Origin of the sequence: Floridaenema fluviatile BLCC-F154, from assembly GCF_041929135.1 — a bacterium.
Classification (GTDB): Bacteria; Cyanobacteriota; Cyanobacteriia; order Cyanobacteriales; family Aerosakkonemataceae; genus Floridanema; species Floridanema fluviatile.
This window is the reverse complement of sequence record NZ_JBHFNS010000087.1, coordinates 37,173-50,791: the sequence shown is the minus strand read 5'-3', so window position 1 is coordinate 50,791 and position 13,619 is coordinate 37,173. Positions and strand designations below refer to the sequence as shown.

At 39.3% G+C, this 13,619-nt stretch carries 11 protein-coding genes; all 11 read left to right on the top strand.

Annotated elements, in window-relative coordinates:
* Nucleotides 1–19 precede the first annotated feature (19 nt).
* The 11 genes from ACE1B6_RS23805 to ACE1B6_RS23755 all read left to right on the top strand — a co-directional run bounded on the left by ACE1B6_RS23805 (nucleotide 20) and on the right by ACE1B6_RS23755 (nucleotide 13,590).
* Nucleotides 20–1,360, top strand: coding sequence for a glycosyltransferase (locus ACE1B6_RS23805; RefSeq protein ID WP_413259762.1), 1,341 nt, complete (start codon nucleotides 20–22; stop codon nucleotides 1,358–1,360).
* 91 nt (nucleotides 1,361–1,451) lie between these two features.
* Nucleotides 1,452–2,156: an acyltransferase gene (locus ACE1B6_RS23800; protein WP_413259761.1), complete on the top strand. Its 705-nt coding sequence runs from the start codon at nucleotides 1,452–1,454 to the stop codon at nucleotides 2,154–2,156.
* Between the two features lie 18 nt (nucleotides 2,157–2,174).
* Entirely contained in the window at nucleotides 2,175–3,497 is a 1,323-nt protein-coding gene (locus tag ACE1B6_RS23795; RefSeq protein WP_413259760.1) for a glycosyltransferase, read from the top strand.
* A 50-nt stretch (nucleotides 3,498–3,547) separates the two neighbouring features.
* Nucleotides 3,548–5,212, top strand: a complete 1,665-nt coding sequence (locus ACE1B6_RS23790) for an alkaline phosphatase family protein (RefSeq protein WP_413259759.1) — start codon at nucleotides 3,548–3,550, stop codon at nucleotides 5,210–5,212.
* A gap of 236 nt (nucleotides 5,213–5,448) precedes the next feature.
* Nucleotides 5,449–6,201: an acyltransferase gene (locus tag ACE1B6_RS23785; RefSeq protein WP_413259758.1), complete on the top strand. Its 753-nt coding sequence runs from the start codon at nucleotides 5,449–5,451 to the stop codon at nucleotides 6,199–6,201.
* Between the two features lie 82 nt (nucleotides 6,202–6,283).
* On the top strand, nucleotides 6,284–7,579 hold the full coding sequence (locus ACE1B6_RS23780) for an O-antigen ligase family protein (RefSeq protein ID WP_413259757.1): 1,296 nt from the start codon (nucleotides 6,284–6,286) through the stop codon (nucleotides 7,577–7,579).
* A 287-nt stretch (nucleotides 7,580–7,866) separates the two neighbouring features.
* Nucleotides 7,867–8,847 (top strand): glycosyltransferase family 2 protein, encoded by a 981-nt coding sequence (locus ACE1B6_RS23775; RefSeq protein ID WP_413259756.1) that lies wholly within the window; start codon nucleotides 7,867–7,869, stop codon nucleotides 8,845–8,847.
* Between the two features lie 45 nt (nucleotides 8,848–8,892).
* Nucleotides 8,893–10,191, top strand: a complete 1,299-nt coding sequence (locus tag ACE1B6_RS23770; protein ID WP_413259755.1) for a lipopolysaccharide biosynthesis protein — start codon at nucleotides 8,893–8,895, stop codon at nucleotides 10,189–10,191.
* Nucleotides 10,192–10,218: 27 nt separating this feature from the next.
* Nucleotides 10,219–11,241, top strand: coding sequence for a glycosyltransferase family 2 protein (locus ACE1B6_RS23765; protein ID WP_413259754.1), 1,023 nt, complete (start codon nucleotides 10,219–10,221; stop codon nucleotides 11,239–11,241).
* 1 nt (nucleotide 11,242) lies between these two features.
* A complete protein-coding gene (locus tag ACE1B6_RS23760; RefSeq protein ID WP_413259753.1) occupies nucleotides 11,243–12,535 on the top strand; it encodes a lipopolysaccharide biosynthesis protein in 1,293 nt (430 codons plus the stop codon).
* Between the two features lie 23 nt (nucleotides 12,536–12,558).
* Entirely contained in the window at nucleotides 12,559–13,590 is a 1,032-nt protein-coding gene (locus ACE1B6_RS23755; protein WP_413259752.1) for a glycosyltransferase family 2 protein, read from the top strand.
* The last annotated feature ends 29 nt before the right edge of the window (nucleotides 13,591–13,619 follow it).

Sequence of the window (13,619 nt, the reverse complement as noted above, 5' to 3'; positions counted from 1 at the left end):
ATTCAAAAATCTCGATCTTATGAAAACCATTCAAGCTGTTGCTCGATATTTTCCCGAAAATTGCGGGGGTATTCAAACTCATTTGTCTGAACTGCTACCGGAATTAGAGGCGCTGGGAGTAGAGAGCAAAGTTGTGGCGGCTCAGGAAAAACCAGAAGCAGATACTTACAGTTATCAGGGTGTGGAAATTTATCGCTATCCAGCTTTTCCAGTACCGAAACCGGAACCTTTACATGGTGGTTCGGGTCATGGTGGTTTTGAGTATTTTGCTCAGTGGTTGAAGCAACAAAAAGCGGAGATTTATCATCAACATCAGTGGGAACCTAAGTGTGGTTTGGCTCATCTCCGGTTGGCGAAAGAGTTGGGAATGGGAACTGTGGTTTCGATTCGTTTACCGCATCCAATTTGTCAACGAAATACTTTGATGTTTGAGGGGAAAACAGCTTGCGATGGTAAGTTGGATTTGATGCGTTGTAGTCAGTGTGCGGGTGTACCGAAAAATTTGCCTTCGACAATGATTCAGGCTTTAAGTCAGGTGCCAATTTCTGTTAGTGAAAAGGCGAAAGGGAAGTTGGGATTTTTGGCTTTACCTGCTTATATTGCGGAACGGCAAAAGGGTTTGGTGGAAATGGCGAAATATGCCGATCGCATTGTGGCGATGAGTCAATGGGTTTATGATGCGATCGCTATTAATGGAATTCCCGAAGAAAAACTCTTTTTATTAAAACATGGTATTTCCGAGTCTTTGGTAAAAACTACTGTTTCTCAACCCCGAAAAGCTGATGGTATTCTTCGCATTGGTTTCTTGGGTCGCTGGAGTCCTACAAAAGGAATTCATGTGTTAGTGGAAGCGATCAAATGTTTGCCAACAGATGCTCCGGTAGAGTTAATAATTCATGGTGTTCCTCAAGATGAACCTTATCGGCAAAGATTGATGGATCGCATCGGTAATGACTCGCGAATTCGAGTTGCTAATCAATTAAAACGAGATGATATTTCCGCTGCTTTATCTAATTATGATGTGTTAGCTGTGCCTTCTCAATGGTTAGAAACTGGCCCAATGGTGGTGATCGAAGCTCATGCTAATGGTTTACCTGTTGTCGGTTCTGATTTAGGCGGAGTTGCGGAAAAAGTAACTCATGGTGTTGATGGTTTGTTAGTACATCCTAGCGATCCAAAATCTTGGGCGGAAGCCTTTGCTTTGTTGGCGAAAGATAGCAGCTTACTCGATAAACTGCGTCAGGGAATTAAGCCACCTCGCACTATTAGTATGGAAGCGGCTGATTCGGTGACTTTGTATCAAAGAATTTTGGCAGAAAAATCTGTGAAAACAGCTTACCAAATGGCTAGTAGTTTATAGTCAATTTCAGGGAAGACTAGGCACAATCCCAGAAATAATTTATAAATAATTCTGGGATTGTGGGACTACAGAGTAAAGGAAATTTGAGGAAATGTTCAAGTTAAAAGAGTCGGTCGTTATTGCATTATTCCAAGGTATACCGCTTTCGATCGGGCAGAAAATTCGCGCCTTAGTCTATGGAAAACTTTTAGCTAAACTAGGCACTTCTGTAAAAATTGCGCCCGGTGTGGAATTTGGCGGAACTAATAATATTGCAATTGGTAATAATGTAAGAATTGACCGCCATGTAAGAGTTAGAAGTTTGTACCCGAATAGTCGGGTGATTATCAAAGATGGGGTGTTTTTAGCTAGAGGAGTTGATATTAAAACTCACTTGGATGGCTGTATTGAAATTGGCGAAGAAACTTCGATTAGTCCTTTCTCTTCTTTGTCAGGAAAGAACATCACAATTGGTAAATATTGTTTGATTGCTGCTTATGTAGGTATCTACGCTAATAATCATAATTACGCCGATCCTCATAAGCGAATTAAAGACCAAGGTGCTAGTTACCAAGGAATTGTAATTGGTGATGATTGTTGGATCGGAACGGGAGTAAAAGTAGTTGATGGGGTAACAATTGGTACGGGAAGTGTGATTGGTGCAGGTGCGGTGGTGACTAAGGATATTCCGCCTTATTCGATCGCAGTTGGTGTTCCAGCAAAAGTTGTGGCTCGTCGCGATGGAACTACGGAAAATTCCGTAAAAGAAGCGGTTGTGGCGGGAATTTATAACGGTCATCATCCAGTAGAATTATAAATTTTTCTTTGAATTATTATGAAAACAAATCAGAAAAAACCTCGAATTTGTATTGCTCTACCTGGGATTAATTATCTGCCTTATTCGCCTTATGTTTTGAGTACTTTGCCAATGGTTCCTTATTTGGCAGATGACTATGATATTACTGTGGTTTATCGCAAAATCTTGGAGCCTCAAGGACTGGATTATAAATATTTAACGCTCCTTGATGAAAGCCAAATGTCGGAAAAGGAAAGGCAAAATAAACAGGGTTATCATAATCCGACGGACTATGTTAATTTGCTGAAATATCGAAAGGTTTTAGAGCAATTTGCGGCAAAGCACGCGGAAGATTTTGACTTGATTCTGGAAAAAGAATGGCCTTTGTTAGGTGCGTTTTCTGTGGCTTTTGCTAAATATAATGTACCGACGGTGCTGTTAGCTGAAGCGGTGTATAAATTCCAGAAAAAGTCGGAGCCTTTCTGGAAAGGTAATGTTGTTAGAAAGGCTTTAGGGTTGGGTTTAGATCGTTTACGTCCGCAGTTGCGGAAAGGATGGACTCAAAAAGCTACTGGTATTGTGGCGGAAACGGAACAGTTGAAAGAGTTTTTTATCGATCGCGGTTATGCTACTAAGCAAAAACCGATTTACCCGATTCCTTATGGTGTAGATTTGCAGATTTTCGCGCCGCGCGATCGCCAAATTTGCCGCGAAGAATTGGGAATTAAATCTGATGCTTTTGTCTTGACTTATGTTGGTTCTTTAAATCGTTTTATTCAAGAACCTGGGCCAATTATTGAAGCTTTGGGTCGGGAAAAACCGAAAAATGTGGTGTTACACATTGTTGGGGATGGTAATAAACGTCATGAATTAGAAGAAATTGCCAGCAAGTATAACGCACCTGTGATTTTTCACGGTCGCTTACCCCAGGAAAAAGCAGCGGTTTATATTGGCGCTTCTGACATTTGTATTGCTCCCTACAATCGCTATCTTTATGCTGATGATAAATTCACTTGTGCGAGTTTAAAAATTCCTGAATACATGGCTTGTGGTCGTGCGGTTTTAACTATTCCTTGCGAAAGAATGGAGTATTTGCTCGACGGACAAAAGTATGGATTTCTGGTGGAAAATGAGGTAGATTCTTATCGGGAATTCTTCCGCAATTTACCCAGTAAAACTGAACTGGAAAAGATGGAAGCAACTATTCTCAACGATCTGCAAAACTCGACTTTAAAAGACAAGTGTATTGTGTTATCTTGGCGCGATATTGCTGAGATGCACAAACAAGTGATTGAAGATTGTTTGGCGGGAAAGTTTAGTTGGTCAAATTCGCCAAAATCAGCAGATCTAGTTACCCAGTGAAAATTCACTGCTTGATTATTCGTTTTGTTAAATAACTAATGGGAAAGACAATGAAAAAACCTGTTATTGCAATTGGATTAGATGCAGCTGAACCTACCTTGATCGAGCAATGGATGGCGGAAGGATATTTACCAAATCTTAGCCGTTTGCGCGATCGGGGAACTTACACCAGAGTGCAAAACTTTAAGTATTACAAAGCAGAAACTCCTTGGACAAGTTTTACAACTGGATGTTCTGCTCATACAACTGGATATTGGTCGCCCTTAAGATTAGATGTCAAAAACTATGATATTGACTTGGTAGCAGCTTACGATTTTAAAGAATATCCACCTTTTTATGCTTTGGGTGATGACTACCGAGTAGCAATCTTTGATATGCCACAAGTCGCCCTTTCCGAAAATGTGAATGGTATCCAAATTTTAGGTTGGGGCGGACATTCTTCCCAAACTCCCAGTCATTCTTTACCCGCTAATTTGTTTAATGAAATTGTTAGCAAATACGGCTTACATTGCGGATACAAAAAAGATCACGCTGAATGTTTGAATTTAGAAGAATTACTGGAACTGCAAAAACTATTAGAAGAAGGGATTGTTCAGCGGACTAAAATTTCCCAAGATCTTCTCGCTCAGGAAAACTGGGATTTGTTCTTAACTATGTTTGGTGAAACTCATGCTGCGGGACATTTTATGTGGCATTTGAGTCAACCAGAACACCCACTTTATCAAGCTTTTGCGAGTCGTTGTCAAGGCGATCCGATGCGGGAAGTTTTCCAAGCTGTAGATAGAGCGATCGGCGAAATTATTAGCAAGGCTCCCGAAAATGCCAGTATTGTAGTATTTTCTGCTCATGGCATGAAAGACAATGTGATGGATCTTCCCAGCACTTTGTTTTTACCGGAATTGATGTATCGTTATTGTTTTGGAAAAGCTGCCTTAGCGGAAGGCAAATTGGGTGAAACTTTGCCTCCACCAATTACTGACGCGAAGCAAAAACATTGGTTACAAGACGTTTGGCGGTTGAAAGAAGATTCTAATTTAATTAGAAAATTCTTGAGACAAAACTTACCCAGTCGTTATGTACATTGGACAGAGAAATTGTTCGCTAGTCGCGATGAATTAGATTTAGAAAATCTCTATAAACTAATTGAAGAAAATCACCCTGCATTTAATCAACCTGCAACTTGGTACAAGAGTTGTTGGTCAAAAATGAAAGCTTTTGCTTTAGCAAGTTTCTCGGAAGGTTATGTGCGAATTAACTTACAAGGTCGCGATCCTAATGGCATAGTGCCACCTTCTGAGTATGAAAATGTTTGCAATGAAGTCACTCAGTTGTTATACAACTTAAAAGATGGTCGTACAGGTAAACCAATGGTGACGGAAGTAATGCGAACTCGCAAGTCTGCGGCTGAAAACGATCCGAAACTTTCTGATGCTGATTTAGTAGTAATTTGGCAAGAAGATTACGCTACTGATGTGGTAGATAGCCCAGAATTAGGACGCATTGGCCCTGTTCCCCACCACCGTACAGGTAGTCACCGATCGACCGGATTCTTGCTTGCTCAAGGGCCGGATATTGCGCCTGGAACTAATTTGCCTGAAGGTCATTCTTTGGATTTAGCACCGACAATTTTAAGCTTGATGGGTGCTGAGATTCCGAAACATTTTGAAGGCAAGTCGTTAATTGAAAAAACTGTTTTGGCTGGTAGTGTTTCCTAGAGTTGGTTAACTGAGCAAGCAATCATTGAATCAGCAGAAAAAGGACTTACGCAAGTGGGACAATTAGTAGGGTGCGTCAGACCAGAAATCTGATTAAAAGCATTAGGTTTTTAGCTTCTGACGCACGCTACACAAGGGTTCAAAAATGATTGCTTGCTTTTGAGCGTATGACTTGGTTCGGTTTGAGGTTTTGAGTTCAGTTTATTGTTTAGAAAAATTACTTAATAGGGCAGTACATGATTACTAAAAATTTAAAATCTGGGTCGAAATCTCGGTTTAAAGAAAGTTTATTAGTTGGGTTATTGGAGTGGATGCCTTCGCCACTGGGTAAAGTGATGAGAAGAGTGCTTTACCGGAGCATTTTTCAGCGGATTGGTAAGTCTGTACAAATCCAAATGGGTGTGGAAATTACTAATGCGGCGGGGATGGAAATTGGTAATGGGACGAGGATCGATCGCTATGTCCGCTTAAGAAATGTGGGTTCAGATTGTCAAATTCGGGTAGGCGATGGAGTACGTTTAAATCGGGGTGTGGATATCCGCGTTCATACGGGATGTAATGGTAGGGTGGAAATTGGCGATCGCACCGTAATCGGTACTTACAGCTGCTTATCTGGGAGTACAATTATTATTGGTAATGATTGTTTAATTGCTCCTCATGTCGGACTATTTGCAAACAATCATGTATTCACCGATCCTAACCGCAAAATTAGAGAGCAAAAACATACCTATAAAGGAATCATAATTGAAGATGATTGTTGGTTAGGCATGGGAGTAAAAGTAGTTGATGGCGTTACAATTGGTGAAGGTAGTGTAATTGGTGCCGGAGCAGTGGTAACGAAAAATATTCCGCCTTACTCAATTGCCGTTGGCGTACCTGCAAAAGTGGTAGGAAGTCGCCAGAAAACTAGTAATAATTCCGTAAATTCTCAATTGGCAGAATCAGTTTTAGCTGCAACCAAAGCTGAGGTTTTATCAGAGTGCAAATAAACTTTCTGGTTGGTTGTATTCAGTCGCAATTCTGGGTTAATTTAATCCAGAGTTGCGATTTACTTATATCTGAGGTTTTCTGATGATTAAGCAACTAAAAAGTTTTTGGGAATGGGTAAAAATTGAGCCGGAAAACCTGCCAGAAAAAGTAATTTGGTATTACATGGTAGGAATTTATGGGTTGTATTTTTTAGGAGCACAACATCTTTTAGCACCTGCGATCGCTTGGGGTATGGCTCTTTACTTAATAAAAAAACTCTGGGAGCAAAATGAAGAGACTCCAGAAGCAGAAAAAATTCGCATTCCTGTGGGAGTTTGGGTGTGGATTATTTGTATGTTAATGATGCAAGTCGCCCTAGTAGGAAGTCACATCGATTTTGACATGGGAATGCCACGGATCGTTAGATCCACAATCAACTTTTTTATGAGAACTTGGGCAATGTTTGCCTTATTCCCATTAATGGGATGCTTGAAAATTCGACCTAAATTAATTTATAGAGCCGCTTGTATTTTAGCTATCCAAAGCATAATTTTTATTATTATTGGTCTCATTGCCTCGGAAGTTCTTCCCCGCGGACTTCTTTACCTTTCTCCTTTGCAAAAATTAGGCGGAGTCGGTGCAGAATACTACAACGTATTTCTCTACGCTATTGATGGTGAAACTGGTAAATTACGCTTATATTTATTCACACCTTGGGCACCTGCTTTAGGATTAGTAGGTAACATATACTTGTTCTTAACCATGCAAGAACCTAACAAAAAATTGCGCTGGTTAGGTATGCTTGGTAGCGCCGCAATGGTTTGGGGTTCTGATTCTCGTTTAGGTATATTGTGCCTCATCTCTCTACCAATTATTAGATGGTTTTTAGCCAACTTTTTTAAACCTTTCGTCCAAGTTAGTGCGGGAGTCAGTAGTGTTTTTGCGGGAATGTTTGGCATTCAAATTTTAACTTGGTATAAAGATTTTCGCGCTCAGTTTGATGGTCAACGAGCCGGATCTTCCAGAGTTAGAGAAGTGTTAGGTCAGATCGCTGTATATCGATGGTCAACTGATGCACCTATTTGGGGTCATGGACTTCTGGAACCGAAAGGCCCACCAGTAGTAACCAACAAACCTATCGGTTCTCACCACACTTGGTTTGGGTTACTATTCGCTAATGGAATTGTTGGTTTTTTTGCCTTTGCAATTCCCATAGCATGGAGTTTTATCGAGTTTTTTATTAAGGCACAGCGTCATGACACCGCTAAGGTGGCCTTGGGTTTGATTTTAGTATTGTTCATGTTCTCTTTTGCAGAAAACTTGGAAGCTTTGATCTATATCTTTTGGCCTGCTTTAGTAATGATGGGTATTGCATTTAACGAGAAACTTTTTGCTTGATCTGAGAATCATAGCCAACAGTATAAATTAATGCTATCAAAAATTATCTAATGATTTAAGTTACAAATAATAGTAACTTTACTGAGAGTTCACAAAAATAGCTTCAGTATAAAGAACCAGTAAAGATAATCTGTTAGTACTTGTCGTATTTATACGTATTACTTACTATCATTCATAAGCCTGATTACTTTCTAACTAGAATTACACAGTAATTTCGATCGCAACTTAGCTGTAACTAGGAAAAAATACTGTGTGACTGTCCATTTAATATTAAAAGGATATTTTTTATGTCAGTAATTTCTGTGATAATTCCCGCCTATAATGCCGAGAAAACTATCTTAGAAACAATTCAATCTCTACAAAAACAGACTTTCTCAGATTTTGAAATCATTGTAATTAATGACGGTTCGATCGACGGAACTTTAGAACTACTGCATTCAATTAACGAACCTAGATTAAAGGTTTTTTCCTATCCCAACGGCGGATTACCAGTAGCACGCAATCGGGGAATTAATCACGCCACTGGTGAATATATCACCTTTATTGATGCCGATGACTTGTGGACACCAGATAAATTAGCCGATCAATTAGCCGCTTTGCAAGAGCATCCTGAAGCCGGAGTTGCTTACAGTTGGACTGCTTTTATCGATGAAAATAGCGAATTTCTCTATGCTTGGGAACCAATTTACTATCAAGGAGATGTTTATCCGACGTTGCTGCTGAGAAATTTTATTTCTAGTGGCTCAAATATTTTAGTTCGCAGGGAATTTATTGACGCAGCAGGTAGATTCGATCCAGAATTGAAATCAGCAGAAGATTGGGATTACTATATTCGTTTGGCGGCGCGTTGTCAGTTTGTTTTAGTTCCTAAATACCAAATTTTATATCGTCGTTCTTCTGGATCGATGACTTCTAAAGTTGATGTGATGGAACGTTATATTGTCGCAGTGACAGAAAGAGCATTTCAGCAAGCGCCAGAAAAATACCAAGAACTCAAAAATCAAAGTTTAGCTTATACTTACCGCTTCTTGTCTCAGCTTTGTATTGCTCACGTTATGAATTATCAAGGAATTAAACAAGCTAGTCAGAAGTTACAAAAAGCCATTACCTTATTTCCGAAAATTTTGCTAGAGCGTCAGACTATCCGCTTAGTTTTAAAAGTGGGATTAATGCGATTAATTCCTTATCAATTCTCTAGGCAGTTTACTCGATTTTTGGGCAAACTATTCCCTGATTCTTCGACTAAAGATTTAGCTTTCCGTAATTAAGTTACGTTTTAATTTTAAAATTTCCCAGGAGTTAAAGGCGTAAAGATGAATTTAGGCACAAGTCTTGCCAAACCGATCGCTACCATTAAGAAAAAGTTCGACAACGAATTTATTCGTAATCTTAGTTGGTTGGGTGGCTCAGAAGCAGTTAACAGAATTTTGCGTTTAGCGGCTACCGTCGTTCTGGCGCGTTCCTTAAATGACTATGATTATGGTTTAGCCGCCTTAGTTTTAACCACTTATGAATTCACCCAAGTATTTACTAGAATTGGCATTGGCGGCAAAGTAATTCAAGCCGATGAAGAAAGCCTAGAATCTATCTGTAATGGAGCATATTGGCTGAATTGGGTAATTTGTTCCAGCTTATTTGTTATCCAGTGCATTATCGCTTTTCCGGTAGCTTGGTTCTATCATGAAAATGCACTCATCATGCCAATTTGTGTCCTGGGATTGGTTTATTTAATTACTCCTTTTGGTCGCATCCAGTCAACCCTAATTCAAAGGGAAAATCGCCTAAAGGTTACTGCTGTTGGTAGTGTGGTACAAATGGCAGCAGCTAATATTTTAACTGCTGTTTTCGCGATATTACACATGGGAATGTGGGCGATTATTTTACCTAGACTTTTAGTAGCTCCCATAGATATTTATATCAATTTAACTAACCACCCTTGGCGAATCAAAAAAGGATTTACCACGGAACGTTGGGGAGAAGTGTTTAAATTTGGCATGAATATTCTGGGGATTTCTCTGTTAGCTACTCTCAGAAATAACTTGGATTACCTGATAATTGCCAGATTTTTGGGAGTAAAGGAACTGGGATTATACTTCTTCGCTTTCAATGCTGGGTTAGGAATTAGTTCCAATATTATTCTGTCAATTACTACTGCTTTGTATCCTTACTTATGTGCAGTTCGATCGAATTGGGAGGAGTTTAAAAAGCGTTATTTTGGTAGTCTAAAAAAGATTGCAGTTATTATCATTCCCTTTGTTATATTGCAATCTAGTTTAGCTCCCTTCTATGTCCCGATTATTTTTGGCAAAAAATGGGTAGAGGCAGTTCCGATACTGATTCTGATTTGTTTATCAGCAATTCCCCGTCCGTTCTTTTTAGCTTCTACTAATCTTTTAGCAGCTATGGGTAAGCCACATTTAAGCTTTCGTGGAAATATACTGTTTACCTCAATTTTTGCGATCGCATTAATCATCGGCGTACAGTGGGGCGCGATCGGAGTTGCCATCAGCGTACTATTAGCTCATGTGATTTTCATGCCAGGATTCACAGTTTGGGCAACTCAATTCGTGTTTGGGAAAAAGCACCAGAAAGCTGTACAGAATATTAGCTAAAAATTGACTAATACGGTAACTAGAAAAATGAAAAAAGTTTCTGTGATTATTCCAGTTTACAAAGTCGAGCAGTATATCGCCGATACGGTGCGATCGGTACTAAATCAAACCTACCAAAACTTTGAACTGTTGATTGTTGATGATGGTTCTCCCGATCGCAGTATCGAAATTTGCCAACAATTCAACGACCCCAGAATTAAGATTATTCGCCAAAACAATCGCGGAGTATCTGCTGCCAGAAACAACGGCATTCGCCAAGCACAAGGAGAATACATTGCCTTCTTAGATGGCGATGATCTCTGGTTGCCAGAAAAACTAGAAAAACACATCAAACATTTAGAAAACTCACCCAACGTAGGAGTTAGCTTTAGCCGTTCTGCCTTTATCGATCAAACAGGCAAACCTTTAGACATCTATCAAATGCCCAAGCTAAAAGGCATCACTCCTGCGCTTACACTTTGCCGCAATCCTATTAGTAACGGTTCCGTTCCTGTAATTCGCCGCCAAGTTTTAGAAGAAATTAAATTACCCCTCAATCCTGACGGTACAGGCGGCTATTACTATTTTGACGAACAACTAAAAAACATGGAAGATGTCGAATGTTGGCTTCGCATTTGTTTAAAATCTCAGTGGGAAACCGAAGGTATTCCCGAAGCCCTCACCCAATACCGAGTCAACTTAAAAGGAGCCTCCACCAACGTATCTAAACACTTAGAATCTTTGGAAAGAGTCATAGAAAAAACTCGCTCCTACGCCCCCGAATTAATCCAGCAATGTGAAAATGCTACTAGAGCTTATCATCTGCGATTTTTAGCTCGCCGACTTGTCAGTTTACGCAATGGAAAAGAAGCAGTAAAATTTGCTCACCGTGCTGTCGCTACTCACTGGCAAATCATTTTAGATGAACCACGTCGGACATTTTTAACCTTCGCTGCTGCTTATTTTCTCTGGCTTTTACCCCAATCTTTTTACAGCCAAATGGAAAATTTCGCTTTGACAATAACTGGCGCAGCCCAAAAACGCCGCATTCTTCAAGAGCAGTCCGAATAAAATGAACTTTACCCAACAAGTTAGAAATCAACTAACTAATAAATTATCTAACCAATTCATTCGTAATATTAGTTGGTTGGGTGCATCAGAGGTAATTATTCGCCTTTCTCGGTTGGCTACAACTGTTGTTTTAGCTCGCTTTTTATCACCAAATGATTACGGCTTAGCAGCAGTTGTAATTACTATTCATGAATTTTTCTTTGTTTTTACTCGCTACGGTGCTAATGCCAAACTAATTCAAGCAAATCAAGCAGAAATAAAAGACTTATCTAACTCAACCTTTTGGTTAAACTGGATGATTTTTTATAGCTTGTTTCTTCTGCAATGTTTGGCAGCTTTTCCCCTCTCAATAATTTTCCACGATTCCCAAATCATTCTTCCTCTTTGCCTAATGGCAGCTAGTTACTTAATCCTGCCTTTAGGCACAATCCAGGCAGATTTAATTGCTAGAGAAAATCGCTTAAAAATTACAGCTTTTGTCAATATTGTGCAATTATCATTGGGCAATTTATTAACCATTATCCTGGCTATTTTAGGTTTAGGTATGTGGTCAATTGTTCTGCCTAGACTTTTGGTTGCCCCCATCTGGGTTTTCATCTACAGGCGTAATCATCCTTGGCGACCTACAAGCAAATTTACTACCAAAGGTTGGGGTGAAATTTTTAACTTTACTAAAAGCATCTTGGGAACAGAATTGCTGAAAAACTTGCGAAATAACTTAGATTATTTAATTATCGGGCGGTTTTTGGGAATTGAAGCATTAGGTATTTACTATTTTGCTTTTAATGCTGGATTAGGGATTAGCATGAGTATAATTAGCGCGATTAACTCATCTTTTTACCCTTATATATGCGCTGTAAAAAGCGATTTTTCCGCCTTCAAGCATCGCTATTTTAGCAGCTTAAAGTTTATTGGTATCATAATTTTTACTTGGGTTTTACTGCAATCTTTATTAGCTCCTTACTATGTACCCATAGTCTTTGGGGAAAAATGGGTTAATGCTATTCCTGTATTAATATTAATTTGTCTATCAGCTATACCTCGACCTTTTGAAAATGCGGCTGCTCAGTTGCTAATCGCTGTTGGTAAACCTAATCTAGTATTGCAGTGGAATTTGTTATTTACTCTCATTTTTGCGGGAGGTATAATTATCGGAATTCATCAACAATTGCTCGGAGTTGCTACAGCTGTTTTGTTAACTTATGCTCTATTTCTGCCTTTATTTAGTGTTTGGGCTACCAAATATGTTTTCGGTTCTAATTCTAAATATCAGGCAGCTTCTCATAATTTATAAATTACCCAAATAGGCAGGAAAAAATGAAAACTGTTTCTGTGATTATTCCAACTTACAACGTAGAAAAATATATCGCTACTGCGGTTTTTTCAGTACTCAATCAAACTCATGAAAACTTTGAATTGTTAATAGTTGATGATGGTTCTCCCGATCGTAGTGTGGAAATTTGCCAGCACTTTACCGATCCGAGAATCAAAATAATTCGCCAAAAAAATCGCGGTTTAGCTGGCGCTAGAAATACGGGAATTCGTTACGCCAAAGGGGAATATTTAGCATTTTTAGATGGGGATGATTTCTGGGAACCGGAAATGTTAGCTAAAAATATTGCTCATTTGGAAAGTTCTCCAGAGGTGGGAGTTAGCTTTAATCGATCGGCTTTTGTCGATCGAGAAGGCAATCCTTTAGGCACTTATACAATGCCACAATTAAACAATATCGATCTAGTTTGCTTATTGCGTGGTAGTCCGATCGGCAACGGTTCAGCAGTAGTAATTAAACGAGAAGTATTTGAAGCAATTCGCTTTCAAGATAATCTCTATGGTACAGTAGAAGACTTTTATTTTGACGATAACTTCCGTCAATCAGAAGATATCGAATGCTGGTTACGAATTATCCTGCAAACTCCCTGGAAAATCGTCGGAATTCCTGACGTTTTAACTTGTTACAGAGTCAACACGGGCGGACTTTCAGCTAACTTTATAAAACAGTTTGCTTCCTGGGAAAAAGTATTTGAAAAAACTCGCTCCTACGCCCCCGAAAAAGTCGCACCTCTAGAAAATATGGCGAGAGCTTATCAACTCCGTTATTTGGCCCGTAGTGCCGTGAGAATGCGCGTTGGTGATGCCGCTGTCCAACTAATTAATCGCTCTTTATCTACTTATTGGCAAATTGTACTCGAAGAACCAAAACGGACAATTCTTACTGTGGTAGCAGCTTATTTACTCAGGTTTTTACCTCAATTTATCTATCATAAAATTGACGCTTTAGCTGCCAATAAAGTGGGGAAAACTCAAAAACAGCAAATTATTCAACAACAATCGCAACAATTAGTATAGTTAATATTTCACCTGCTTAATACCACTTG

Coding starts and splice junctions, on each gene's coding strand:
- ACE1B6_RS23805 (WP_413259762.1), top strand. CDS start 20: ATGAAAACCATTCAAGCTGTTGCTCGATATTTTCCCGAAAATTGCGGG.
- ACE1B6_RS23800 (WP_413259761.1), top strand. CDS start 1,452: ATGTTCAAGTTAAAAGAGTCGGTCGTTATTGCATTATTCCAAGGTATA.
- ACE1B6_RS23795 (WP_413259760.1), top strand. CDS start 2,175: ATGAAAACAAATCAGAAAAAACCTCGAATTTGTATTGCTCTACCTGGG.
- ACE1B6_RS23790 (WP_413259759.1), top strand. CDS start 3,548: ATGAAAAAACCTGTTATTGCAATTGGATTAGATGCAGCTGAACCTACC.
- ACE1B6_RS23785 (WP_413259758.1), top strand. CDS start 5,449: ATGATTACTAAAAATTTAAAATCTGGGTCGAAATCTCGGTTTAAAGAA.
- ACE1B6_RS23780 (WP_413259757.1), top strand. CDS start 6,284: ATGATTAAGCAACTAAAAAGTTTTTGGGAATGGGTAAAAATTGAGCCG.
- ACE1B6_RS23775 (WP_413259756.1), top strand. CDS start 7,867: ATGTCAGTAATTTCTGTGATAATTCCCGCCTATAATGCCGAGAAAACT.
- ACE1B6_RS23770 (WP_413259755.1), top strand. CDS start 8,893: ATGAATTTAGGCACAAGTCTTGCCAAACCGATCGCTACCATTAAGAAA.
- ACE1B6_RS23765 (WP_413259754.1), top strand. CDS start 10,219: ATGAAAAAAGTTTCTGTGATTATTCCAGTTTACAAAGTCGAGCAGTAT.
- ACE1B6_RS23760 (WP_413259753.1), top strand. CDS start 11,243: ATGAACTTTACCCAACAAGTTAGAAATCAACTAACTAATAAATTATCT.
- ACE1B6_RS23755 (WP_413259752.1), top strand. CDS start 12,559: ATGAAAACTGTTTCTGTGATTATTCCAACTTACAACGTAGAAAAATAT.